The organism is Pannonibacter indicus (assembly GCF_001418225.1).
In the GTDB taxonomy this organism is placed as follows: domain Bacteria; phylum Pseudomonadota; class Alphaproteobacteria; order Rhizobiales; family Stappiaceae; genus Pannonibacter; species Pannonibacter indicus.
In genome coordinates, this window is record NZ_LIPT01000002.1 from 260,726 (window position 1) to 284,268 (window position 23,543).

Genomic DNA, 23,543 nt, shown 5'->3' on the forward strand with positions numbered 1-23,543 from the left:
CATGCGCCATCCGAAGATTCTGGTTTTTTCAGGCTCCATCAGGGGCGGCTCGCTCAACACGCGCCTTGCAGGCCTTGCCGCCAAGCGGCTGGCTCTGGCCGATGCGGAAGTGACGCGCATCTCGCTCGCCGACTACCAGATGCCGCTCTATGACGGCGATCTGGAACAGGAAAAAGGCCCGCCGGAGGCCGCCCGCAAGCTCAAGCGCCTGATGCAGGAGCAGCACGGCATCTTCATCGCCTGCCCGGAATACAATGCCGGGATCACGCCGCTTCTGAAGAACACACTGGACTGGATCAGCCGTGTGGGTGATCCGGGAGATGTGCCGGGCGCTGCCTTCAAGAACAGGGTGTTTTGCCTCGGCGCCGCCTCGCCCAGCGCACTGGGCGGCATCCGCGGGCTCATGGGCACGCGCACCGTTCTGGAAGTGGGCCTTGGTGCGCTGGTTCTGCCCGAGATGGCCATGGTGCCGGATGCAGGCTCTGCCTTTGATCCGCAAGGCAATCTCGTCAACGAGAAGGCATCGCGCGCCCTGGATGCCGCCGTGCAGCGGCTGATCCGCGAAACCCGCGCCCTCGTCTGACCCGGCTTCGCCGCCACGCGCTTTTCACCGGCCGGTCAGGTCCGTGAAAGCCTGCCGCTTGGCGGATGGGGTTTTCCCTCCTAAATAGAAGACAACGCTGGCGGCCCGGCGGCCGCCTTTCTTTTGGCGATGCAAGCCAATCATCTGCAGGATCGGACAAGGCATGAGTTCAGAACACGGCATGGGCACCTGGCACGGCACCACCATTCTTATGGTGCGCAAGGGCGGCAAGGTGGTGATTGCCGGTGACGGGCAGGTCTCGCTGGGCCAGACCGTCATCAAGAACACCGCGCGCAAGGTGCGCCCGCTGGCCAAGGGCACCGTCATCGGCGGTTTTGCCGGGGCGACGGCGGACGCCTTCACCCTGTTCGAGCGGCTGGAAGCCAAGCTGGAACAGTATCCGGGCCAGTTGATGCGCGCCTGCGTGGAACTGGCCAAGGACTGGCGCACCGACCGCTATCTGCGGCGCCTCGAAGCCATGATGCTGGTGGCCGATAAGGATGTGTCGCTGGTGCTGACCGGCACGGGCGACGTGCTGGAGCCGGAAGGCGGCGTCATGGGCATCGGATCGGGCGGCAACTACGCGCTCGCCGCCGCCCGTGCGCTGGTGGAAACGGACTTTGACGCGGAGGCCATCGCCCGCAAGGCCATGGCCATCGCGGCAGACATCTGCGTCTACACCAACGGCAATCTGACGATCGAAAGCCTCGACAGCGCCTGCTGATCCCGCTCCTTCACCGGATACCCACAGATGACCAACGAGGCCTTCACACGGGAGGATCTGCAGGGCGCGGTGCGTGCCGGCATCCTCTCGCCGCCGCAGCTCGAAGCGCTCGCCACCTATCTGGACGGATTGCGCCAGCCCGCCATCTCCAGCGTGGATGCCGAGGAACTGCGCTTCGTGCGCGGCTTCCACGACATCTTCATCTCCATCGGCCTGCTGACCCTGCTCTTCGGCCTGTTTTTCTTTTTGACCTTCTCCCGCAACTGGGGCCTGAACTTTTCCGTTCAGGCACTCGCCATCTGGGCGCTGTCGGAAGTTTTCGCCCGGCGCATGCGCCTTGCCCTGCCCTCCTTCATCCTGTCGATCCTGTTCCTGCCTGCAACCCTGCTGGCCGTGATCTTCGTTGCGGCGCAGTTTGCGGAAGGATCCTCTCCGGATGTATCACAGAAATTCCAGACCGCGCTGGATGCACTCCCCGGTTCCGCGCTCGTGCTGCTGACAGTGGCCGCAACGGCCATCGCCGCGCTGCATTACTGGCGCTTCCGGGTGCCGGTGGGTGTGTCGGTCATCTGTGCAGGGGCGATCTGCAGCCTGCTGGCAACGGTACATGCCATTGATGAGACCTTCGTCGGCAACTATCTGCCGTGGATCAGCCTCGGCGCCGGTCTTGCCGCCTTCACTGCCGCCATGCGCTTTGACAGCCGTGACCTGACACGGCGCACGGCCAACAGCGACAAGGCCTTCTGGTTGCATTTTCTGGCGGCCCCCCTGCTGGTGCATTCGACGCAGCTCCTCCTGCTGTCCGGCCTGGACAATTCGGGTGCAGGCGACATCCTGCAGGCGGTGGTGATGCTGTCGCTGGTGCTGATGCTGGCCTTTGTCGCCGTGCTGGTGGACCGTCGGGCGATCCTCGTCTCGGGCCTCGGCTACTTTGGTGTGGCCGTCAGCATGCTGCTGTGGAGCGCGGAAGTTTCCAACATGGCCGGCACGTCCATCACGCTGCTGGTGCTGGGCAGCTTCATCCTGCTGCTGGGCTCCGCCTGGGTGCCCGTGCGGCGGCAGCTGGTTGCGCCTTTCACCGGCACACGCCTGATGCGTTACGTGCCTGCCGCCCAATGATCCTGATGACTGAAAGCTGACACGATGACCAATTTTTCACCCCGGGAAATCGTCTCCGAGCTCGACCGCTACATCGTCGGGCAGAAGGATGCCAAGCGCGCCGTGGCCATTGCCCTGCGCAACCGCTGGCGCCGCCAGCAGCTGGAGAGCCCGATGCGCGAGGAGGTTCTGCCGAAGAACATTCTCATGATCGGCCCCACGGGCGTCGGCAAGACCGAGATTGCCCGCCGCCTTGCACGTCTCGCCAATGCGCCTTTCGTCAAGGTGGAGGCCACCAAGTTTACCGAGGTCGGCTATGTCGGCCGCGATGTGGAGCAGATCGTCCGCGACCTTGTGGAGGCCGGCATCACGCTGGTGCGCGAGCTGCGCCGGGAGGAAGTGAAGGCCAAGGCCCATGTGCTGGCGGAAGAGCGGGTGCTGGATGCGCTCGTCGGCAGCAGCGCCAGCCCGGCCACCCGTGACAGCTTCCGCAAGAAGCTGCGCGAGGGCGATCTCGATGACAAGGAAATCGAGATCCAGGTCCGCGCCCAGCCGCAGATGCCCAGCTTCGAGCTGCCCGGCATGCCCGGCGCCAGCGTCGGCGTGATGAACATCTCCGATATTCTCGGCAAGGCGCTCGGCGGCCAGACCAAGCCGCGCCGCGTGACGGTGAAGGAATCGCACGATATCCTCATCACCGAGGAGTCCGACAAGCTGCTGGATGAGGAAAAGGTGGTGCGCGAGGCCATCAGCCTCGTGGAGAATTCCGGCATCGTCTTCCTCGACGAGATCGACAAGATCTGTGCCCGCGATGGCCGCACGGGCGGGGATGTGTCGCGCGAGGGCGTGCAGCGCGACCTGCTGCCGCTGATCGAGGGTACGGTGGTGTCGACCAAGCACGGGCCGGTGAAGACCGACCACATCCTTTTCATCGCCTCCGGCGCCTTCCATGTGGCCAAGCCTTCCGATCTTCTGCCGGAGTTGCAGGGCCGCCTGCCGATCCGCGTCGAGCTGAAAGCGCTGACGCAGGAGGACTTCCGCGCCATCCTGACCGAGCCTGAAGCCAGCCTCATCAAGCAATATGTGGCGCTGCTGGGCACCGAAGGGGTGGAATTGAGCTTCGCTGATGACGCGATTGACGAGATCGCCACCATCGCGGTTGATCTCAACTCCAGTGTCGAGAACATCGGCGCCCGGCGCCTGCAGACCGTGATGGAGCGCATTCTGGACGAAGTGTCCTTCACCGCACCGGACAAGTCCGGCAGCAAGGTGGAGATCACGGCGGACTTCGTGCGCAGCAACATCGGCGAGCTGGCCAAGAATGCCGATCTGTCCCGCTTCATCCTCTGAGGACATGACATTGTCCTGCAACTTTTGCGTCATGCACAGGTCCGGCAATTTGCCGCGCTTGCAGGCGGACGGGCCAGATGGCAGCATGCGGCCATGGTAGCAATCCGCAAAAGCTTTGAAGAAGGGCACAGACGCAAGTTTCTGGTGGTCGTGGACGACACACCGGAATGCGACCGTGCCATCATTTACGCCGCAAAACGCGCCGCCCGCACGGGCGGCGTGGTCACCCTGCTCTTCGTCATTGCACCCGGCGATTTCCAGCACTGGCTGGGCGTCGAGGACATCATGCGCGCCGAGGCGCAGGAAGAGGCGGAAAAAACACTCGCCAGGGCCGCTGGCCGGGTCCGGGCTGTCGCCCGCACCGAGCCGGAGCTGGTCATCCGTGAGGGCAACAAGTCCGACGAGATCATCAAGTTGATCGAATCCGACGACGACATTGCCATTCTGGTGCTTGCAGCAGGCATGAGTTCGGAAGGCCCCGGCCCGCTGGTCACCTCCATCGCCGGCAAGGCGGCCGGCAATTTCCCGATCCCCGTCACCATCGTGCCGGGCAATCTGGGTGATGATGAGATCGCCGCCCTTGCATGAGGGCGCAAGAAGCGCCAATTCTTCTGCCGGACGCGCGCGGATGTGCTTGACCCGTGGTCAAACGCACCTAAGTAGTTTATAAGGATTCCAATCTGGGGCGCGTCCGGCAAGCCGTTACCGCCAGTCGAAGAGACTTTGCCCCGACGATCGACTGAGGATCAGACCCATGTTCATCCAGACCGAGGCAACCCCGAATCCCTCGACCCTGAAGTTCCTGCCCGGCCGCGTCGTGCTGCCGGAAGGCACGCATGATTTCCGCTCGGCCCATGATGCTGCCGCCTCGCCGCTGGCGCGGCGCCTGTTCGACGTGCCGGGCGTATCGGCCGTGTTCTTCGGCCATGACTTCATCACCGTGACCAAGGACGACACCGACTGGCAGCACATGAAGCCGGCCATCCTGGGCGCGATCATGGAGCAGTTCATGTCCGGGCAGCCTGTCATGCAGATGGCAGGCAATACGGATGACGGCGTGGATGGCGAGGAATTTTTCGACGCCGCCGACGAAGAGACTGTCACCGTGATCAAGGACCTGATCGAGACCCGCGTGCGACCGGCTGTGGCGCAGGACGGCGGCGACATCACCTTCAAGGGCTTCAGGGAAGGTATCGTCTACCTGTCCATGCGCGGCGCCTGCGCCGGCTGCCCCTCCTCCACCGCGACACTGAAGCACGGCATCCAGAACCTGCTGCGGCATTTCGTGCCCGAGGTCGAAGAAGTCCGCGCTCTGTAAGCCGGTTCACCGAAAGCCGCTCTCGACAAGCGGGGTTCGGGCCACTACAGCAATCCGGATGCAGCAGCCGCTGCATCCGGATTTTCTTTAAGCCGCACCCAGTCCGGTGCCGCTCCAGTAAAGCTTTGCGGAGGCCGGGACAGGCGATGACCCGACTGCTTGCCATCGATACGGCCCAGGCCAATTGCGCGGTTGCCGTGCTGACGCTGACAGACGGCGGCGAAATGCTGGTGTCCCGCAGCGAGGCCATCGGCCGGGGCCATGCGGAAGCCTTGATCCCGATGATCGAGGCGGTGATGGGCGAAGCGGCCGTCACCTTTGCGGATCTTGACCGGATTGCCGTCACCTGCGGCCCCGGCAGCTTTACCGGGCTGCGGGTCGGCCTGTCCGTTGCCCGCGGCTTTGCGCTGGTGCGGCAGATCCCGGCCATCGGCATTTCCGTCCTCGACGGCCTTGCCACCGAGGCCCGGGCAGAGGCGGAAGGCCGGCCCGTTCTGGCCGTGCTGGAAGCCCGCGAAGACGAAATCTACGCAGCCTTTTACGACGAAGCAGGCACGCTGACCGGAGAGCCGGAGGTGGCCTTGCGGCAGGATCTGGCGGCACGCGTCACGCCCGGCATGGTGCTGACCGGTTCCGCAGCACCTGCTCTGGCAGCGGCGAGCGGTCTTGCCGGAATAACGGTGCATGGCACGGCTACGGTCCCGGACATTGGCACTGTAGCACGGCTGGGGGCGGCGGCGCAGGCAACAGGCCTGCCGCCAGTGCCGCTTTACCTGCGCCCGCCCGATGCCAAGCCGCAGCTCAAAGGGAGGATCGAGCGGATATGAGTTTCTGGTGGTTCTGGTCTGCCCCACCTGTGATTGAGCCTGTCGAAGACGAGGATCTGCCGCGTCTTGCGGATATTCATGCCAGATCCTTTGCCCATGGCTGGGATGCGGATGAACTGGCGCGCCTGCGTTCTCAGGACGGTGTTCTGATGCTGCTTGCCCGCCGCGCCAGCCCTTATGGCACGCGTGCGCCCGTCGGCTTCGTCATCATGCGGCAGGTGGCCGATGAAGCGGAAGTGCTGACGCTGGCTGTTGACCCGCGCCAGCGCGGGCGCGGCGTTGCCCGCAGGCTGATGCAGGAAGCGATGTTCCGCCTTTACAGCGAGCGCTGCGCCAGTGTCTTTCTGGAAGTGGACGCCGCCAATGAAGCTGCGCTGCATCTTTACCGGAGCCTCCGGTTCCAGCAGGTGGGCGAGCGCAAGGGCTATTACCGGCAGAGCGATAAAGACGGGACTGCGCTTGTCATGCGCGCCGATCTTGGCTAATCGCTCAAGACAGGGTTCAACGCGGAAGGAAGGGGTCAGGCATGTCCGGTGACCGGCAAAACCCGCTTGCCGATCAGTGCATTGCCAAAGGCATGCGCATGACGGAGCAGCGCCGCATCATCGCCTCCGTCATCGAGGAGGCGACGGACCATCCGGATGTGGAGGAACTCTACCGCCGTGCTTCCGCGCTCGATGCCCGCATTTCCATCTCCACCGTCTACCGCACCGTGAAGCTGTTCGAGGATGCCGGCATCATTGAACGGCACGATTTCCGCGACGGGCGCTCGCGCTACGAGACCGTGCCGGACGAGCATCACGATCATCTGATCGACCTGCGCAACGGCACGGTGATCGAATTCCGCAGCGAGGAAATCGAGGCGCTGCAGGAGCTGATCGCCAAGCGGCTCGGCTACCGGCTAGTGGACCACCGGCTGGAGCTGTACTGCGTGCCGCTGGCGCCCAAGGCCCCGGAGGACGGCGATGCAGCAGAGTAAGGCGGTCTGCGTCATCTTTCTGCTCACAATCGTCTCCCTGATCCTCATTCCGCTGCAGTGGCTGGCGATAAAAGCCGGCCATCCGGTTCAGCGGCAGCTGCCTTATCTGTGGCACCGCATTGCCACAAGGCTTGTCGGCATCCGCATCACGCAGAAGGGCAAGCCCGCCACCCACCGGCCGCTGCTGATCGTCGCCAATCATGCGTCCTGGGTGGACATCACCGTTCTGGGCGCCGTGATGCCCTTGTCCTTCATCGCCAAGTCGGAGGTCGAGGGCTGGCCCATCTTCGGGCTTTTCGCCAAGCTTCAGCGCACGGTTTTCGTCAACCGCACCCGCCGGACCGAGACGGGGGCTGTCGCCAGCCAGATTGCCGGGCGCATGGCCAGCGGCGATGCCATGGTGCTGTTTGCCGAAGGCACGTCCAACGACGGCAACCGGGTTCTGCCTTTCCGCTCGGCCCTGCTGGGCGCGGCCACCAAGGCGCTGGAAAATGGCACGCCGGTTGAGGTGCAGCCGCTATCCATCGTCTATGCCCGCCAGCACGGCATTCCGCTGGACCGGCGCACCCGTGCGCGCATTGCCTGGTACGGCGACATGGAGCTGGGCGGCCACCTGTGGGGCGTGTTCTGCAATGGTGCCATAGATGTGGAGCTGACCTGGGGCGAGCCGGTTCAAGTGGGCCCCGGAACCGACCGCAAGACCCTGACCGCACGCCTTCACGCCGATGTGGAGCGCATGACCATTGCCGGGCTGACGGGCCGCGAGCCGCTGGATCCGGGGGCCGGTGAGACTGGCGTTCCGGCTGACGACGCAACACAATGACGCCTCGCCTATTCTCATCGGCGGCAAAAGCGGCTAAAGCTGGCGGAAATCGAGGGTGGCCTCTCCTGTGACGGCAAACCGTCACATGGCCCCTGTATATCTGATCTGCGCGAGCCCGCGTGATGGTATAGACCGTCCGGGCGCCGTGAGGAGCTCATGACCCAGCGTTCCAGTGAACTGCATCCGGCCAGTCCGCCCCAATCCCCTTCCACTGCCCCTTCCAGGCCCCAGGCCCACACCAATGGCAGCCAGATGGCGGGCGGCGAAGGCTCTGACGAGGCTGTGGTCAGCCGCCGGGCGGAAGGCAGTGATCAGGACGGCATGAAGAAGGTCTTCGTGCGCACCTATGGCTGCCAGATGAATGTCTATGACAGCGACCGCATGGCCGATGTGCTGGGCCCGCAGGGCTACCGCACCACGGACAGCATGGACGACGCGGATCTGGTGATCCTCAACACCTGCCACATCCGCGAAAAGGCTGCCGAGAAGGTCTATTCCGAGCTTGGCCGCATCCGCAAGCTGAAGGACGAGCGCGGCCCTGGCGGCAAGCCGCTGATGGTGGGCGTTGCCGGCTGCGTGGCGCAGGCGGAGGGGCAGGAAATCGCCCGCCGTGCGCCGGTGGTGGACATGGTCTTCGGCCCGCAGAGCTATCACCGCCTGCCGGACCTGATCGCCCGCGCCTCACGCGGTGAAAGCGTGGTCGAGACCGAATTCGAGATCGAGGACAAGTTCGAGCACCTGTCGAAGGAAGCGGCAAAGCCGGGCCTGAAGCGGGCGCCCTCTGCCTTCCTGACCGTGCAGGAAGGCTGCGACAAGTTCTGCACCTTCTGCGTCGTGCCCTATACGCGCGGCTCGGAAGTGTCGCGCCCGCTGGCCCAGATCCTGCGCGAAGCGGAACAGATGGCCGCACAGGGCGTGCGCGAGGTGACGCTGCTGGGCCAGAATGTCAACGCCTGGCATGGCGATGGCCCGGACGGAAAGCCCCTCGGCCTTGGCTATCTGCTGCGGCGCCTTGCGGAAGTTCCGGGGCTCGACCGGCTGCGCTACACCACCAGCCATCCGCGTGACATGGATGACGAGCTGATCGCCGCGCACCGTGACCTCAAGGAACTGATGCCCTATCTGCATCTGCCGGTGCAGTCGGGCTCCGACCGGATTCTGGCGGCGATGAACCGCAGGCACACGCGCGACGACTATTTCCGCCTGATCGGCCGCATCCGCGAGGCGGCGCCGGATCTGGCGCTTTCGGGTGATTTCATCGTCGGCTTCCCCGGCGAGACGGATCAGGACTTTGCGGACACGCTGGATCTGGTGCGGCGCGTGGAATATGCCGCGTGCTTCTCCTTCAAATACAGCCAGCGCCCCGGCACGCCGGGGGCGGCCATGGCAGATCAGGTGCCGGAAGACGTGAAGTCCGCCCGGCTGCTCGAGCTGCAGGCCTTGCTGGCTGATCAGCAGCGCGCCTTTAACCGCTCCCGCGTCGGCATGCGGATGGACGTGCTGTTCGAGAAGGTTGGGCGCATGCCCGGCCAGGTCACCGGCAAGTCCCCCTGGCTGCAGCCGGTGCAGGTGGACGGGCCGCTGGATCTGATCGGTACAATCCAAACCGTGGAAATTTACGACATAGGCTCCAATTCGCTGTTCGGACGGCTGATTGCAGGGCAAACTGATGTTCAGCTCAGTTCCACGAGCCCTGCCAAGGAGGCGGCCATTGACGCGTGACAGCCAGACAACGCTTCGCAAGCCCTCTGACCGGGGAGCAGTCCCCGCCTCTGACATGACCCACATTGTCCTTGCGTTCGATGACAACAGGCTGATTGGTGACCTTTTCGGCCAGTTTGACCAGAACCTGGCCCTGATCGAGCAGCGCCTTGGCGTTGACGCCATCGCCCGCGGCAATCAGGTGACGCTGAAGGGCAAGCACCGCCAGTGCGTGCAGGCGCGCCACGCCCTCGAATCACTTTATCAGCGCCTGCAGCAGGGCCACGAAATCCACCCGGCCGACGTGGAAGGCGCTCTGCGCATGGCGGTAGCCGCCGATGCCCAGCTGCCACTGCCGACGCTGGAGCCGCGCTCGCGCCTCTCCTTCGCGCAGATCTCGACCCGCAAGAAGACCGTTGTCGCCCGCACGGCGGCACAGGATGCCTATATCCGCTCCATGGACCGGGCCGATCTGATTTTCGGCACCGGCCCCGCCGGTACGGGCAAGACCTTCCTCGCGGTGGCCTATGCCGCCGCCCTGATCGAGCGCGGCGATGCCTCGCGGCTGATCCTCTCCCGCCCGGCCGTGGAAGCGGGCGAGCGCCTCGGCTTCCTGCCGGGTGACATGAAGGAGAAGGTCGATCCCTATCTGCGCCCGCTCTATGACGCGCTCTACGAGATGATGCCGCCGGAAAAGGTCGATCGCGGCCTGCAGTCCGGCATGATCGAAGTTGCGCCGCTCGCCTTCATGCGCGGGCGCACGCTCTCCAATGCCGTCGTGCTGCTGGATGAGGCGCAGAACACCACGACGATGCAGATGAAGATGTTCCTCACCCGTCTGGGCGAGAACTCCAAGATGATCGTCACCGGCGACCCCAGCCAGATCGACTTGCCCATGGGCCAGAAGTCGGGCCTGCGCGAGGCGCTGGAACTGCTGCCGGACATCGAGGGCGTCGCCCACGTGCAGTTCACCGATGTGGACGTGGTTCGCCACGAGCTGGTGGCCCGCATTGTGCGTGCCTATGACGACGCCAGCCGCGAAGAGCTGCAGGAACGGGAGCGCCGGCATGCCCTGCGCGCTGCCGCCGCGCAGCAGCAGGAGTAAGCCCTGTGCCCCCTGCCTCTACGGCCGCCAGCGCCCTGCCGGAAGATTTCCTGCTGGACCTCAGCATCGAATGTGATGGCTGGCCGGAAGAAGACGAACTGGAGGCCCTGAGCCTGCGCGCTGCGGAAGCCGCCTTCCGCATTGGCGGGCTCAAGGCCATGCCCGGCTCCGAACTGTCGCTCCTTTTCGTCGATGATGCGCGCATCCGCGAGCTCAATGCCGAGTGGCGCAACAAGGACAAGGCGACGAATGTTCTCTCCTTCCCGGGCGGGGAAGAGATGAACGGGCTTTACGGCCCTTTGCTTGGTGATATCGTATTTGCGCTGGAAACAGTCTCGAAGGAGGCTGAAGAGCAGGCTATTTCGTTTCAGGATCATTTTTTGCATCTTGTAGTGCACGGACTCCTTCACCTTTTCGGGTATGATCACCAGATGGAGGCCGAAGCCGAAGAGATGGAAGATCTGGAGCGGCGGATCCTTGCCAGCATGGGCATTGCCGACCCTTATGCGGATGCGCCGCTTGTGGCGGACGACCCGCAGGAGCCCTGACCCCGCAAGGGTGACAGCAGGGACAACGAACGAATGGACAGATGACAGTTTCTGACAGTGGCAGTATCGCAACGCCTGCGGCCAGTCCGGCTTCTGTGCCGGTTCAGGAAGATGGCGCCGACCCACGACTATCCGGGCCCCGAAAACCGGGGCCTCTGGCCCGGATTGCCGGGCGCCTGGCACGGCTGCGGCGCAGCAGCGCGTCAAGCCTGCGGGAAAATCTCCAGGATGAACTGGCCCGCGAACTGGTTGAAGGCGGGGATACGGTGTTTTCGCCGGAGGAGCGGCTGCTGCTCGGCAACATCCTTCGCCTGCGCGAGCTGCGCGTCGATGACGTCATGGTCCCCCGCGCGGATATCGAGGCGGTGGATGACAGCGTGACGCTGGGCCGCCTCATGGAAGTGTTCCGCGAGAATGGCCACTCCCGCATGCCGGTCTATCACGAGAGCCTTGATGACCCGCGCGGCATGGTTCACATCAAGGACCTGATGGCCTTCATCGCCCGTCTTGCCACGCCATCCGAGGCCGGGGCCGCAAAAGACACGGATCTGCCAGCGAAGAATTCCGCCCTCGATCTGACCTCGGTCGATCTGACGCTGCCGCTCGCCGAAACCGGCCTGCTGCGTCCGCTTCTGTTTGTGCCTCCCTCCATGCCGGCAACCGACCTGATGGCCAAGATGCAGGCGAGCCGCGTGCAGATGGCGCTGGTCATCGATGAATACGGCGGCACGGATGGCCTCGTCTCGCTGGAGGATATCGTCGAAACAGTCGTCGGCGATATCGAGGACGAGCACGACGAGGACGAAGAGGCAATGCTTCAGCCGGCCGGGGACGGCGTCTGGATTGCCGATCCCCGCATTCCGCTGGAAGAACTGTCCGAACAGCTGGGCACCGACTTCAACGCCGGGGAAATGGCCGAGGAAGTGGACACGCTGGGCGGCCTGCTGTTCACCCTGCTTGGCCGGGTGCCGGTGCGCGGCGAGCTGATCGCGCCCAAGGAGGTCACTGGCTACGAATTCGAGGTGCTGGATGCGGACCCGCGCCGGATCAAGCGCCTCAGAGTGCGCAAGCGCCGGGTGGAAGTCCGCACGGGCGACCAGCGGCGGCGGCCCAAGCGCGACGAAAAGACAGCAGGCACGGAGCCTGCGGCCACGTAAATGCCAAGGCTTTGAACCGCCGGCTCATGATACCTTCAGGTTGCCCGGGCGCCGCGCGGGCTTGTCAGCTCAAAGGCTGCTTCCGGAGGCTTGACCTGCGCTCTGACGCCTCCCACATGCTGCAGGCCGTGAGCGGCGGAGAAATATGACAATGCCCTTCCTGCCAGACCTGATACGGCGCGCCGCCAGCCCCTTCCTTCTGGCGCACGGCAAGAGACGGTGGCTCCTGGCCTTTGCCGCAGGCGCAGCTTCGGTTCTGGCCCTGCCGCCGTTCAACATTCTCCCCGTGCTCTTTGTCACCCTGCCGGCTCTCGTGTGGCTGATCGACGGCGCGGCGGGCGCAAAGGACAGCGTTCCCCCCGGACGGCGGATGCGTGCCGGCTTTGCCATTGGCTGGTGCTTCGGCTTTGGCTATTTCCTCGCCGGCCTGTGGTGGATCGGCAGCGCCTTTCTGGTGGAAGCCGAGCAATATGCCTGGATGCTGCCCTTTGCCATTGCGGGTCTTCCGGCCGGGCTGGCGCTGTTTCATGCAGCGGCCACTGCACTGGCCACACGTTTCTGGCCCGAACATGCGGGCCGCATGCTGCTGCTTGCGGGGCTTCTGGCCATTTCGGACTGGCTGCGCGGCCATATTCTGACCGGATTTCCCTGGAACAGCTTTGGCTACAGTGTATCCGGCAGCCTTGCCCTGTCACAGAGCGCCAGCGTCATCGGCATCTACGGGCTGAGCGCCCTTGTCATCGCCTGTGCAGCCTCACCGGCAGCCCTTGCCGATACCGGGCGCCGCAACTGGCTGCCGCTGGGCCTGAGCCTGGCACTGCTCGCCGGGCTGTGGGGCTGGGGCACGGCAAGGCTTGCAGAACCAGCCGTGCTGGCGCAGCCTCCGGCCGTCATCCGCATAATACAACCTAATATCGCGCAAAAAGAGAAATGGCTTCCTGAGAATAAAGTTTCGATTTTCAGAAGCTATCTTGGGTTGAGCCGATCTGCCAGAAACGATGAAATGGCCAGCACCACACGCACGGTCTTTGTCTGGCCCGAATCTGCATTTCCTTTTCTTCTGACAAGTTCTCCTGAAGCTTTATCCGAAATAGATTATCTTCTGGAGCCGCATCAGACACTTGTCACAGGTGCAATCCGCGCAGAAAGAGGTCCTGACGAAACAAAATATTACAACAGCATTTACGTCATTGGCGATGGCAGCGAGATACTCGACGCCTATGACAAAGTGAGGCTCGTGCCCTTCGGAGAGTATCTCCCCCTGTCGGACCTGCTCGAACGGCTGGGTATCCGCAAGCTGGTCAATGCCCCCGGCGCCTTCACCGCCGGCTACGCACCCCGCATCATGGCGACGGGCGGACTGCCCCCCTTTCTGCCCCTGATCTGCTACGAGGCGATCTTTCCGCAAATGGCGTCAGAGGCCGGAAACCGGCCGGAGTGGCTGCTCAATGTCACCAATGATGCCTGGTTCGGCGACACGGCAGGGCCCTATCAGCATCTGGCGCAGGCCCGGTTCCGGGCCATTGAGCAGGGACTACCCCTTGTCAGATCTGCCAATACAGGTATATCAGCCTTTGTCGATCCATATGGCCGGGTAACAGGATCCCTCCCCCTCAACCGGTCCGGCGTGATTGACGCAAACCTCACTGCACCGCTGCCGGCAACGCTTTATGCCCGGTATGGCGATGCGGGACTGGCCGGACTCCTGATCATTTTTACTATATTTTTTACTTTAGCGAGCCTCAACCTGCCTTCGCGTCATAATTGATATTGAATGAGAGAGTCCGTCAGCATAGTGTAGTACAACCGCAGCTTCCGGAGGAGCAGTGGAAACCGCGAAACAGAGGACCGGCAGTGGGTGGTCCGGTCCGCACCCGAAGCGCCAGGATGGCAGCTCAACGTGTGTTTCGTGTTCTTGAAAACCCGCGTGCACCTTCTGGCCGGAGGACACGCTGAACCGAAAGATGAGGGCAATGCCCAGCAAGAAAGCACCTAACCCGATCGACGTGCATGTCGGCAGCCGCGTCCGTCTGCGCCGCATGATGCTTGGCATGAGCCAGGAGAAGCTCGGTGAGAGCCTCGGCATCACGTTCCAGCAGATCCAGAAATACGAAAAAGGCACCAACCGCATCGGTGCCTCGCGCCTGCAGCACATCTCGACCGTGCTCAAGGTGCCGGTTGCCTTCTTCTTCGAAGACGCTCCCGGTTCGCCGGACGACTTCGAAGGCTTTGGCGAGTCGCAGCCGACCTCCTATGTGGTGGACTTCCTCTCCTCCTCCGAAGGCCTGTCCCTGAACAAGGCCTTTGTGCGGATCGAGGACCCCAAGGTGCGCCGCAGGATCGTCGATCTGGTCCGCGCGCTTGCCGGCGACGAGGCCTGACACTAAGCTTTGAAGATGCTGCCACATCTTACCTCGAAAATGCTGAGACAGCATAAGGGTTTGATTACGCTCCGGTGATACAGGCTCACCGGGATGCAGCGTCAGATGATCTTCAACAGCGAGGGAACTTGACGCTCGCAGGCCAATCTGCTTCATCACTTGACTTGGCGGCGGAGAAATTCCGCCGCCATGTTCATATTTTCCCAGAAGGACGTTCGGCTATGGCCCGTCAGGACTATCTCTTCACCTCCGAGTCCGTCTCGGAAGGTCATCCCGACAAGGTGTGCGACCGCATTTCCGATGCCGTCGTTGACGCTTACCTGCGTGAAATGCCCGAGGCACGCGTTGCCTGCGAGACCCTTGCAACCACGAACCGCATCGTGATTGCCGGTGAAACCCGTGGCCCTGCGACCATCACCAAGGATTACGTGGCCCATCTGGCGCGCCTGGCCGTCAAGGATATCGGCTACGCCCAGGAAGGCTTCCACTGGGAAAATTGCGACATCTCCGTGCACCTGCACGCCCAGTCCGCCCATATCGCCCAGGGCGTTGACGCCGGCGACAACAAGGACGAAGGCGCAGGCGACCAGGGCATCATGTTCGGTTATGCCTGCCGCGAGACGCCGGAGCTGATGCCCGCGCCGATCTACTACTCCCACAAGATTCTCCGCCTGCTCGCCGAAGCCCGCAAGTCGGGCCGTGAGCCGGTGCTGGGGCCCGATGCCAAGAGCCAGGTCACCGTCCGCTACAAGGGCGGCGTTCCGGTTGGCGTCAGCTCCATCGTGCTGTCGACCCAGCATCTCGATGCCACGCTCACCTCGCAGGATGTGCGCACCATCGTCGAGCCCTACATCCGCAGCGCCCTGCCGGATGGCTGGATCGACGGGCAGACCGCATGGCACGTGAACCCGACCGGCGCCTTCGTCATCGGCGGTCCGGACGGCGACTGCGGCCTGACGGGCCGCAAGATCATCGTGGACACCTATGGCGGTGCAGCCCCGCACGGCGGCGGCGCCTTCTCCGGCAAAGACCCGACCAAGGTGGACCGTTCGGCCGCCTATGCCGCGCGCTACCTTGCCAAGAACGTCGTGGCCGCCGACCTTGCCGACCGCTGCACGATCCAGCTGTCCTACGCCATCGGCGTGTCCGAGCCGCTGTCGGTCTATGTCGACCTGCATGGTACCGGCCGCTGCGATGAAGCCAGGCTCGAAAAGAGCCTGCGCGACATCATGAGCCTCACCCCGCGCGGCATCCGCCAGCACCTGAAGCTCAATGCCCCGATCTATGAACGCACCGCCGCTTACGGCCACTTCGGCCGCGCGCCGGAAGCCGATGGCGGCTTCTCCTGGGAAGCCACCGATCTGGTGGGCGCGCTCAGGGGCTTTGCCGGCTGAGGCAACCCGTCTTCATGAACCGGAGCGCCGGCTGCCCGATGGCGGCCGGCGTTTCCTATCCGGCAGCGCGTTTCCTGAAGCGCCCGGCCATTCGTTTGACCGCATGGACCCATGACTGATTTCTACGACGGTTCCTTCTATGGACGGCGCAAGGGTAAGCCGCTGACGCCGCGCCAGAGCAAGCTGATGGAAACGGACATGCCGCGCCTGCGGCTGGATCCGTCCGTTCCTGCGCCTGCGGACCTTGCCAGCCTGTTTGAAGCGCCCGTGCGCGAAGTCTGGCTGGAAGTGGGCTTCGGCGGCGGCGAGCACCTGCTGCACCGGGCCCGCGAGAATCCGGATGTCGGCATCATTGGTATCGAGCCTTTCAGCACCTCAATGGGCAAGGCGCTGGTCGAGGTGGTGGATGGCGGGCTGAAGAATGTCCGCCTTTATGACGACGATGCAGTGCAGATCCTTGACTGGCTGCCGGAGGCAAGCCTGTCTCTTGCCTACCAGCTCTATCCGGATCCCTGGCACAAGAAGCGCCACTGGAAACGCCGGTTTATCAGCCCGAAGAACCTCGACCGCTATGCCCGCGTATTGCGTCCGGGATCGCAGTTCCGCTTTGCCAGCGACATCGACACCTATGTGGACTGGACCCTGCGCCACATCCGTGACCACGAAGCCTTTGAATGGACGGCCGAAACGGCCGATGACTGGCGCCAGCCCTGGGCCGGCTGGCCAGGCACCCGCTATGAGGCCAAGGCTCTCAGGGAAGGCCGCGTGCCGCGCTATCTCACCTTCCTGCGGCGCTGAACCCGCAGAAGGAGCATCTGCCGGAAGGCGGCATCCGGGCTTTGCCCTTGCTTTTCCGGCAGACTCGCGTATAAAGGCGTCATTCATCTTCTCTAGCGGCTCGATCGGAGCAGTATGAGAGTGGGCCCCGCGAAGGACCCGCTCTTTTTTGTTTAGGCCGGTCGTGATGCTGGCGGAATGGACGGCCGGGAGATCCCGGCGCCGGACCGCCCCCGGACAGGAGACACGCATTGAGTTTGCAAGAGCCCCGTATCGTCATCGAAGACGGCCTTGATGCCCGCGTTGCCGCCATCGTGGAACCGGTGATCGCCGACCTTGGCTACCGGCTGGTGCGCGTGAAGATCAGCGCCGCAAACGGCTGTACCCTGCAGATCATGGCCGAGCGGCCTGACGGCACGATGACCGTGGATGACTGCGAAGAGATCAGCCGCGCCGTTTCGCCCGCCCTCGACGTGGAAGATCCGATCAACCGCGCCTATCATCTGGAAGTCTCCTCGCCGGGCATCGACCGCCCGCTGGTGCGCGAGAGCGATTTCGTCCGCTGGTCCGGCCACGAGGCCAAGGTCGAAATGTCGGTGCCGCAGGATGGCCGCAAGCGTTTCCGCGGCGTCATCACCGGCGTTGAAGGCGGGGCTGCCGTACTGCGTCTTTCCGACGCGCCGGAAGGCACGCCGAACCCGGTTCTGCTGCCGCTTGGTGAAATCGGCGAAGCCCGGCTGGTGCTGACCGACGATCTGATCCGTGCCGCACTCCGGGCCGAGAAGGCTGCCCTTGCCGCCCGCGGCATCGATGCCGATGACCTTGATGACGAGGACACGGAATTCGAATACGAGCACGATAACGACGACGAAGATGATGACGGGGATGGCTCCGGCTCCTCCGGAGACCGGGCCAACTGAGGCCTGCCCCTTTTCAACGCTTTGAGACAAGCGCGCGGAGAACAGGCGCGCAAGAGGAGTGAACGAGAATGGCTATCAGCGCGAACCGGCTGGAACTGCTCCAGATCGCCGATGCGGTTGCCCGGGAAAAGACGATCGACCGGGGCATCGTGATCGCTGCCATGGAGGACGCCATCCAGAAGGCGGCCCGTTCCCGTTACGGCACCGAGACGGAAGTGCGCGCAGAGATCAATCCGAAGACCGGTGAGATCCGTCTGCAGCGCCTGCTCCAGGTGGTCGAGACCGTGGAGAATTTCTCCACCGAGATTGCGCTCGAGGATGCCAAGCAGCGCAACCCGGAAGCCACGATCGGCGACTATATTGCCGAGCCGCTGCCGCCGCTCGACTTCGGCCGCATTGCCGCCCAGTCCGCCAAGCAGGTGATCGTGCAGAAAGTGCGCGAGGCCGAGCGTGACCGTCAGTTCGACGAGTTCAAGGACCGTATCGGCGAAGTGGTCAACGGCACGGTCAAGCGCGCCGAATATGGCAACGTCATCGTCGACCTTGGCCGCGGTGAAGGCATCGTCCGCCGTGACGAGCTGATCCCGCGCGAGCTGTTCCGCACCGGTGACCGCATCCGTGCCTATATCTACGACGTGCGCCGCGAACAGCGCGGCCCGCAGATCTTCCTGTCGCGCACCCATCCGCAATTCATGGCGAAACTCTTTGCGCAGGAGGTCCCGGAGATCTATGATGGCATCATTGAGATCAAGGCTGTGGCCCGTGACCCGGGTTCGCGCGCCAAGATCGCCGTCATTTCCAAGGACAGCTCCATCGACCCGGTCGGCGCCTGCGTCGGCATGCGCGGTTCGCGTGTACAGGCCGTTGTGGGCGAGCTTCAGGGCGAGAAGATCGACATCATTCCGTGGAGCCCGGATGAGGCGACCTTCATCGTCAACGCCCTGCAGCCGGCGGAAGTCGCCAAGGTCGTGGTGGACGAGGATGCCGAGCGCATCGAGGTCGTGGTGCCGGACGAGCAGCTGTCGCTGGCCATTGGCCGCCGCGGCCAGAACGTGCGCCTGGCTTCGCAGCTGACCGGCTGGGCCATCGACATCATGACCGAGCAGGAAGAAAGCGAGCGGCGCCAGAAGGAATTCCAGGAGCGCTCCACCCTGTTCATGGAATGCCTCAACGTGGACGAGATGGTTGGCCAGCTGCTGGCGACCGAAGGCTTCACGTCGGTTGAGGAAGTGGCCTATGTCGATCTCGAGGAAATCTCGATGATCGAAGGCTTCGACGATGATACCGCCGAGGAAATCCAGGCCCGTGCCCGTGATTACCTCGCCGAGCTGGAAGCCAAGCTGGACGAGGAGCGCCGCGCTCTGGGTGTCGCCGACGAGCTGCGCCAGATCGATGGCCTGACCACCGCGATGCTGGTTGCCCTGGGCAAGGAAGGCATCAAGACGATCGAGGATCTGGCGGGTTGCGCCGCCGATGATCTGGTCGGCTGGACCGAGCGCAAGGACGGCGAGACCAAGCGTTTCGACGGCGCCCTGTCGTCCTTCGCGGTGTCGCGCACGGATGCCGAGGGCATGGTCATGGCTGCACGCCTTGCGGCAGGCTGGATCACCGAGGAAGAGCTTGCAGCCCATATGGGCGGCCTTGAGGAAGAGGCGGAAGACGGCGAAGAAGAACACGCCGGCGGGACCGCCTGACGAAAAAAGGCTTCCGGGGCGGTTTCGCCGGGAAGCGCATCCGCAGGGCGGGCAGGGGCACAGCGCCGGCGCCCGCCTGGCGGGATGAACGGGAACCAGAACCTGTCTGCGGCCTTGTCTGTGGCGCAGGCGGGCGGAAGGAATGGAGGCCTACCGGGTGCCGAGGAAGAACGAGCCGCTGGAACGGCAATGTGCGCTCTCGCGGGCGGTCTTGCCGGTTTCGGAGCTGATGCGCTTCGTTCTGGACCCGGAAGGTCAGGTCGTGCCGGACCTCAAGCGCCAGTTGCCAGGGCGCGGGGTCTGGATCACGGCAAGGCGTGAGGCCGTCGAGACGGCCGTGAAAAAGCGTGTCTTTGCCAAGGCCTTCAAGGCAGAGGTGAAGGTGGAGCCCGGACTGGCGGATCTTATCGATACGCTGCTCGTCAAGGGCGCGCTGTCCGCACTGTCCCTGTGCCGCAAGGCCGGGGAACTGGTGACCGGGTTTTCCAAGGTCGAGGCCGCGTTGCGGCGCGATCCGGTGATCGCCCTCATTCATGCCTCGGATGCATCCGGGGACGGGATTCGAAAGCTCGCGGCAGCCGCTGCGAGCCAGACAGAGCTGGCAAGCGGCCGTCCGGTCGTCCGTTTGTTCGATTCGACTCAATTGGATTTGGCATTGGGTCGCACTAATGTGATACATGCTGCACTGCTCGCTGGCCGGGCGAGCGAAGGCTTCCTTGAACGTGTGCGTCAACTGGAAGCTTTCCGGGCAGGTTCCGTCACGTATGAACGCTGTGGCGCGGACAGTGCGGTAGCGCAGGACTGAAGGCAAATATGAACGATACGAAGAATCCAGGCGACAAGACGACCAACGTCGAGCGGAAGACCCTCGGCCTCAAGCGGGGCGGCATCGAACAGGGAACTGTTCGCCAGAGCTTCTCCCATGGCCGGTCGAAGGCTGTCGTCGTGGAAAAGAAGAAACGCCGGGTGGTGGTTCCCGGCCAGGAAGGGCGCCCCGAGGGCGAGGCCCCGGCAGCAGCATCTGCGCCGGCCGAGCGTCCGCGTGGGGCAGCTCCTGCCCCCGCACAGGCCCAGTCCCCGGCGCCCCAGCGCCAGCAGCAGCCCCAGAATCAGAACCAGGGCGGCGACCGCAATCAGCAGCAGCGCCGTGGGCCGCAGCAGCAGAACCGCGGCCAGCAGCAGCGCCCCGGTGGCGGTGCCGTGCTCCGCTCCCTGACCCAGGAAGAGGCAGCCGCCCGTGCCGCCGCCCTCAAGCTTGCGCAGCAGCGCGAGATCGAGGAACGCAAGCGCGCCGAAGAGGAAGCCATCCGCCGGGCCGAGGAAGAGGCGCTCCGCCGCGTTGAGGAAGAAGCCCGCCGCAAGGCCGAGGAAGAAGAGCGCGCACGCCGCGAGGCTGAAGAGGCCGAGCGCCGCGCTGCCGAGCCGGAAGTTCAGCCTGAGCCGGTGAAGCCGGTGGCTGCAGCGCCCGCCGCTCCCCCTGCCCGTGCTGAAGCCCCTGCCGCGCGCAAGCCCGAAGCAACGGCTGCCCCCGAGCGTCCGCGCCCGGCCGCCGGCCGCACTTCCGAGGAAGAAGCCGAGGAAGAGCGCAAGAACGGCCCCAGAACCGTCAAGCGCCCGAAGGCTCCGGCAGCTCCGGTTGCCAAGCGCAGCGCCGGTGATGACCGCCGCCGTTCCAAGCTGACCATTTCTGCCGCGACCGGCGGGTCGGACGAGCAGCGTTCGCGCTCGCTTGCCTCCCTGCGCCGCCGCCGTGAAAAGGAAAAGCGTGGCGGCATGCAGGCTGTGCGCGAGAAGATCTCGCGTGAAGTCATCCTGCCGGAAGTCATCACCATCCAGGAACTCGCCAACCGTATGGCCGAGCGTTCCGTGGACGTGATCAAGCTGCTGATGAAGCAGGGCCAGATGCTGAAGATCAACGACGTGATCGACGCAGACACGGCCGAACTGATCGCCTCCGAACTGGGCCACACGGTCAAGCGCGTCTCCGAAGCGGACGTGGAGGACGGCCTGTTCTCCGCAGCCGACGACGAAGGCACCCTGATCTCGCGTCCGCCGGTCGTCACGATCATGGGTCACGTTGACCACGGCAAGACCTCGCTGCTGGATGCGATCCGCAATTCCAAGGTGGTGACGGGTGAAGCCGGTGGCATCACCCAGCACATCGGCGCCTATCAGGTCGAGAAGAATGGTCAGAAGATCACCTTCATCGATACGCCGGGCCACGCCGCCTTCACGCAGATGCGTGCCCGTGGCGCCAAGGCCACCGATATCGTCGTGCTGGTGGTGGCCGCCGATGACGGCGTCATGCCGCAGACCAAGGAAGCGATTTCGCATGCCAAGGCTGCCGGTGTGCCGATCATCGTTGCCATCAACAAGATCGACAAGCCGGCCGCTGACCCGAACCGCGTGCGCACCGAACTGCTCAATGACGAGATCGTCGTGGAATCCATGGGCGGTGACACCATCGACGTGGAAGTTTCGGCCAAGACCGGCCAGAACCTCGACCGCCTGCTGGAAATGATCCTGCTGCAGTCGGAAGTTCTGGAACTGCGCGCCAACCCGGAGCGCACCGCCGAAGGTCTCGTCATCGAAGCCCAGCTCGACAAGGGCCGTGGTCCGGTGGCAACCGTTCTGGTGCAGAAGGGCACCTTGCGCGTTGGTGACATTCTTGTCGCCGGCGGCGAGTGGGGCAAGGTCCGCGCCATGCTGGACGAGGACGGCAACCAGGTGAAGGAGGCAGGTCCCTCCAAGCCGGTCGAAGTCCTCGGTTTCCAGGGCACGCCGGACGCCGGTGACCAGGTCGCCGTGGTCGAGAACGAGGCCCGTGCCCGCGAGATCGTGGACTACCGTCAGCGTCAGAAGCGCGAGAAGCTGTCCGTGCTGAAGGCCGGTTCGCGCGGCTCGCTGGAGCAGATGATGAGCCGTCTGCAGAGCGGCGGCCGCAAGGACTTCCCGCTCGTGGTCAAGGCGGACGTGCAGGGCTCGGCGGAAGCCATCGCCCATGCGCTGGAGAAGCTCGGCAACGACGAAGTCGGCGCCCGCATCCTCCTGTCCGGCGTTGGCGGCATCACCGAGAGCGACGTCACGCTGGCGACCGCCTCGAATGCCTCGATCATCGCGTTCAACGTGCGCGCCAACAAGCAGGCCCGTGAAGCGGCAGAGCGTGAAGGCATCGAGATCCGCTACTACAACATCATCTATGACCTCGTGGATGACGTGAAGGCGGCGATGTCCGGCATGCTGGCTCCCGAGCGGCGCGAGACTTTCATCGGTTATGCCGAGATCCGCGAGATCTTCGACATCACCAAGGTGGGCAAGGTGGCAGGCTGCCTTGTTACGGAAGGTATCGTGGAGCGCGGCGCCGAAGTCCGCCTCATCCGCGACAACGTCGTGGTGCACGAAGGCAAGCTGGGCACGCTCAAGCGCTTCAAGGATGACGTCAAGTCTGTCGAATCCGGTCAGGAATGCGGCATGAATTTCGTCAACTTCCAGGACATGCGCGTCGGCGATGTCATCGAGTGCTTCCGCGTCGAGCAGATCGCCCGCACGCTGTAAGGCAAGCGCCAGGCCCGGCGGCATCCGCCGGGTATCGAGCCAGATGAAATGCTGGCAGGATTGCACGCCGGCGCGAGGAGCTTCCTTTGCGCCGGCGGTTTGTTTTCGCAGGGCACCGGCCGTCCCCGGTGGGCCTGTTTGAGTGGATGACCCAATGGCCAGAACATCAGGAGAGGGCGCCGGCATGCCCTCGCAGCGCCAGCTTCGCGTCGGCGAAATCGTGCGCAAGGAACTGTCGGAAATCCTTACCCGCGGCCAGCTGTCCGACCCGGACCTGGACGGGGTGATCATCACCATCCCTGAAGTGCGGATGACGCCGGATCTGCGTCTGGCCACCTGCCTGATCATGCCGCTGGGCGGCCACAACGGCGACAAGGTGGTGAAGGCGCTGAACCGCAGCGCCAAGTACTTCCGTGGCCAGGTGTCCCGCCGCATGACCATGAAATTCATGCCGGACCTGCGCTTCATCCTCGACACCCGCTTTGACGACGACGACCGCATCTGCGCGCTGCTGCACACGCCCGATGTGAAGCGTGACATTGCAGACGGCGCGGACGAAGACGGTGATGAGCGCGCGGATTGAACCGCGCCCTTGTGTCCATCCGGAAT

Annotated in this window: 23 protein-coding genes; all 23 read left to right on the plus strand. The window is 64.2% G+C overall.

What is annotated here, in order from left to right; translation table 11 throughout:
• Position 1: 1 nt before the first annotated feature.
• Positions 2-583: an NADPH-dependent FMN reductase gene (locus ASC48_RS04140; protein WP_055454534.1), complete on the plus strand. Its 582-nt coding sequence runs from the start codon at positions 2-4 to the stop codon at positions 581-583.
• 163 nt (positions 584-746) lie between these two features.
• The gene (gene hslV, locus ASC48_RS04145) at positions 747-1,307 is read left to right on the plus strand and encodes an ATP-dependent protease subunit HslV (protein WP_055454535.1); all 561 of its coding nucleotides are present in this window, start codon (positions 747-749) and stop codon (positions 1,305-1,307) included.
• Between the two features lie 27 nt (positions 1,308-1,334).
• Complete coding sequence (locus ASC48_RS04150) at positions 1,335-2,426, plus strand: hypothetical protein (RefSeq protein ID WP_055454536.1); 1,092 nt, start codon at positions 1,335-1,337, stop codon at positions 2,424-2,426.
• A 24-nt stretch (positions 2,427-2,450) separates the two neighbouring features.
• The gene (gene hslU, locus ASC48_RS04155; RefSeq protein ID WP_055454537.1) at positions 2,451-3,755 is read left to right on the plus strand and encodes an ATP-dependent protease ATPase subunit HslU; all 1,305 of its coding nucleotides are present in this window, start codon (positions 2,451-2,453) and stop codon (positions 3,753-3,755) included.
• 93 nt (positions 3,756-3,848) lie between these two features.
• Positions 3,849-4,343: a universal stress protein gene (locus ASC48_RS04160; RefSeq protein WP_055454827.1), complete on the plus strand. Its 495-nt coding sequence runs from the start codon at positions 3,849-3,851 to the stop codon at positions 4,341-4,343.
• Between the two features lie 166 nt (positions 4,344-4,509).
• Positions 4,510-5,073 (plus strand): NifU family protein, encoded by a 564-nt coding sequence (locus ASC48_RS04165; RefSeq protein ID WP_055454538.1) that lies wholly within the window; start codon positions 4,510-4,512, stop codon positions 5,071-5,073.
• A gap of 146 nt (positions 5,074-5,219) precedes the next feature.
• The gene (tsaB, locus tag ASC48_RS04170) at positions 5,220-5,900 is read left to right on the plus strand and encodes a tRNA (adenosine(37)-N6)-threonylcarbamoyltransferase complex dimerization subunit type 1 TsaB (protein ID WP_055454539.1); all 681 of its coding nucleotides are present in this window, start codon (positions 5,220-5,222) and stop codon (positions 5,898-5,900) included.
• Positions 5,897-6,385, plus strand: a complete 489-nt coding sequence (rimI, locus tag ASC48_RS04175; protein WP_055454540.1) for a ribosomal protein S18-alanine N-acetyltransferase — start codon at positions 5,897-5,899, stop codon at positions 6,383-6,385. The genes tsaB and rimI overlap by 4 nt, the downstream gene beginning before the upstream one ends.
• 41 nt (positions 6,386-6,426) lie before the next feature.
• Complete coding sequence (locus tag ASC48_RS04180; RefSeq protein WP_055454541.1) at positions 6,427-6,879, plus strand: Fur family transcriptional regulator; 453 nt, start codon at positions 6,427-6,429, stop codon at positions 6,877-6,879.
• Positions 6,866-7,702, plus strand: a complete 837-nt coding sequence (olsA, locus tag ASC48_RS04185) for a lyso-ornithine lipid O-acyltransferase (RefSeq protein ID WP_055454542.1) — start codon at positions 6,866-6,868, stop codon at positions 7,700-7,702. The genes ASC48_RS04180 and olsA overlap by 14 nt, the downstream gene beginning before the upstream one ends.
• A gap of 252 nt (positions 7,703-7,954) precedes the next feature.
• Entirely contained in the window at positions 7,955-9,424 is a 1,470-nt protein-coding gene (miaB, locus tag ASC48_RS04190) for a tRNA (N6-isopentenyl adenosine(37)-C2)-methylthiotransferase MiaB (protein WP_208975558.1), read from the plus strand.
• 55 nt (positions 9,425-9,479) lie between these two features.
• Entirely contained in the window at positions 9,480-10,508 is a 1,029-nt protein-coding gene (locus tag ASC48_RS04195; protein WP_019963778.1) for a PhoH family protein, read from the plus strand.
• 5 nt (positions 10,509-10,513) lie between these two features.
• A complete protein-coding gene (ybeY, locus tag ASC48_RS04200; protein ID WP_082439973.1) occupies positions 10,514-11,056 on the plus strand; it encodes an rRNA maturation RNase YbeY in 543 nt (180 codons plus the stop codon).
• Between the two features lie 41 nt (positions 11,057-11,097).
• On the plus strand, positions 11,098-12,213 hold the full coding sequence (locus ASC48_RS04205; RefSeq protein WP_208975529.1) for a transporter associated domain-containing protein: 1,116 nt from the start codon (positions 11,098-11,100) through the stop codon (positions 12,211-12,213).
• Positions 12,214-12,364: 151 nt separating this feature from the next.
• Entirely contained in the window at positions 12,365-13,981 is a 1,617-nt protein-coding gene (lnt, locus tag ASC48_RS04210; RefSeq protein ID WP_055454543.1) for an apolipoprotein N-acyltransferase, read from the plus strand.
• Between the two features lie 205 nt (positions 13,982-14,186).
• The gene (locus ASC48_RS04215; RefSeq protein WP_055454544.1) at positions 14,187-14,594 is read left to right on the plus strand and encodes a helix-turn-helix domain-containing protein; all 408 of its coding nucleotides are present in this window, start codon (positions 14,187-14,189) and stop codon (positions 14,592-14,594) included.
• Positions 14,595-14,815: 221 nt separating this feature from the next.
• A complete protein-coding gene (metK, locus tag ASC48_RS04220) occupies positions 14,816-15,988 on the plus strand; it encodes a methionine adenosyltransferase (protein WP_055454545.1) in 1,173 nt (390 codons plus the stop codon).
• A 111-nt stretch (positions 15,989-16,099) separates the two neighbouring features.
• Positions 16,100-16,786: a tRNA (guanosine(46)-N7)-methyltransferase TrmB gene (gene trmB, locus ASC48_RS04225; protein ID WP_055454546.1), complete on the plus strand. Its 687-nt coding sequence runs from the start codon at positions 16,100-16,102 to the stop codon at positions 16,784-16,786.
• A gap of 230 nt (positions 16,787-17,016) precedes the next feature.
• Positions 17,017-17,685 (plus strand): ribosome maturation factor RimP, encoded by a 669-nt coding sequence (rimP, locus tag ASC48_RS04230; RefSeq protein WP_072242518.1) that lies wholly within the window; start codon positions 17,017-17,019, stop codon positions 17,683-17,685.
• Positions 17,686-17,753: 68 nt separating this feature from the next.
• Entirely contained in the window at positions 17,754-19,379 is a 1,626-nt protein-coding gene (gene nusA / locus ASC48_RS04235) for a transcription termination factor NusA (protein ID WP_055454548.1), read from the plus strand.
• A gap of 142 nt (positions 19,380-19,521) precedes the next feature.
• The gene (locus tag ASC48_RS04240; RefSeq protein ID WP_082439974.1) at positions 19,522-20,184 is read left to right on the plus strand and encodes an RNA-binding protein; all 663 of its coding nucleotides are present in this window, start codon (positions 19,522-19,524) and stop codon (positions 20,182-20,184) included.
• Between the two features lie 8 nt (positions 20,185-20,192).
• Positions 20,193-22,934, plus strand: coding sequence for a translation initiation factor IF-2 (infB, locus tag ASC48_RS04245; RefSeq protein WP_055454549.1), 2,742 nt, complete (start codon positions 20,193-20,195; stop codon positions 22,932-22,934).
• Between the two features lie 154 nt (positions 22,935-23,088).
• Positions 23,089-23,517, plus strand: a complete 429-nt coding sequence (rbfA, locus tag ASC48_RS04250; protein WP_055454550.1) for a 30S ribosome-binding factor RbfA — start codon at positions 23,089-23,091, stop codon at positions 23,515-23,517.
• The last annotated feature ends 26 nt before the right edge of the window (positions 23,518-23,543 follow it).

What these genes read in the sequence shown, in the direction of transcription:
- ASC48_RS04140 (WP_055454534.1), top strand. Translation starts at nt 2, where the DNA reads ATGCGCCATCCGAAGATTCTGGTTTTTTCAGGCTCCATCAGGGGCGGC.
- hslV (WP_055454535.1), top strand. Translation starts at nt 747, where the DNA reads ATGAGTTCAGAACACGGCATGGGCACCTGGCACGGCACCACCATTCTT.
- ASC48_RS04150 (WP_055454536.1), top strand. Translation starts at nt 1,335, where the DNA reads ATGACCAACGAGGCCTTCACACGGGAGGATCTGCAGGGCGCGGTGCGT.
- hslU (WP_055454537.1), top strand. Translation starts at nt 2,451, where the DNA reads ATGACCAATTTTTCACCCCGGGAAATCGTCTCCGAGCTCGACCGCTAC.
- ASC48_RS04160 (WP_055454827.1), top strand. Translation starts at nt 3,849, where the DNA reads ATGGTAGCAATCCGCAAAAGCTTTGAAGAAGGGCACAGACGCAAGTTT.
- ASC48_RS04165 (WP_055454538.1), top strand. Translation starts at nt 4,510, where the DNA reads ATGTTCATCCAGACCGAGGCAACCCCGAATCCCTCGACCCTGAAGTTC.
- tsaB (WP_055454539.1), top strand. Translation starts at nt 5,220, where the DNA reads ATGACCCGACTGCTTGCCATCGATACGGCCCAGGCCAATTGCGCGGTT.
- rimI (WP_055454540.1), top strand. Translation starts at nt 5,897, where the DNA reads ATGAGTTTCTGGTGGTTCTGGTCTGCCCCACCTGTGATTGAGCCTGTC.
- ASC48_RS04180 (WP_055454541.1), top strand. Translation starts at nt 6,427, where the DNA reads ATGTCCGGTGACCGGCAAAACCCGCTTGCCGATCAGTGCATTGCCAAA.
- olsA (WP_055454542.1), top strand. Translation starts at nt 6,866, where the DNA reads ATGCAGCAGAGTAAGGCGGTCTGCGTCATCTTTCTGCTCACAATCGTC.
- miaB (WP_208975558.1), top strand. Translation starts at nt 7,955, where the DNA reads ATGGCGGGCGGCGAAGGCTCTGACGAGGCTGTGGTCAGCCGCCGGGCG.
- ASC48_RS04195 (WP_019963778.1), top strand. Translation starts at nt 9,480, where the DNA reads ATGACCCACATTGTCCTTGCGTTCGATGACAACAGGCTGATTGGTGAC.
- ASC48_RS04205 (WP_208975529.1), top strand. Translation starts at nt 11,098, where the DNA reads ATGACAGTTTCTGACAGTGGCAGTATCGCAACGCCTGCGGCCAGTCCG.
- lnt (WP_055454543.1), top strand. Translation starts at nt 12,365, where the DNA reads ATGCCCTTCCTGCCAGACCTGATACGGCGCGCCGCCAGCCCCTTCCTT.
- ASC48_RS04215 (WP_055454544.1), top strand. Translation starts at nt 14,187, where the DNA reads ATGCCCAGCAAGAAAGCACCTAACCCGATCGACGTGCATGTCGGCAGC.
- metK (WP_055454545.1), top strand. Translation starts at nt 14,816, where the DNA reads ATGGCCCGTCAGGACTATCTCTTCACCTCCGAGTCCGTCTCGGAAGGT.
- trmB (WP_055454546.1), top strand. Translation starts at nt 16,100, where the DNA reads ATGACTGATTTCTACGACGGTTCCTTCTATGGACGGCGCAAGGGTAAG.
- nusA (WP_055454548.1), top strand. Translation starts at nt 17,754, where the DNA reads ATGGCTATCAGCGCGAACCGGCTGGAACTGCTCCAGATCGCCGATGCG.
- ASC48_RS04240 (WP_082439974.1), top strand. Translation starts at nt 19,522, where the DNA reads ATGGAGGCCTACCGGGTGCCGAGGAAGAACGAGCCGCTGGAACGGCAA.
- infB (WP_055454549.1), top strand. Translation starts at nt 20,193, where the DNA reads ATGAACGATACGAAGAATCCAGGCGACAAGACGACCAACGTCGAGCGG.
- rbfA (WP_055454550.1), top strand. Translation starts at nt 23,089, where the DNA reads ATGGCCAGAACATCAGGAGAGGGCGCCGGCATGCCCTCGCAGCGCCAG.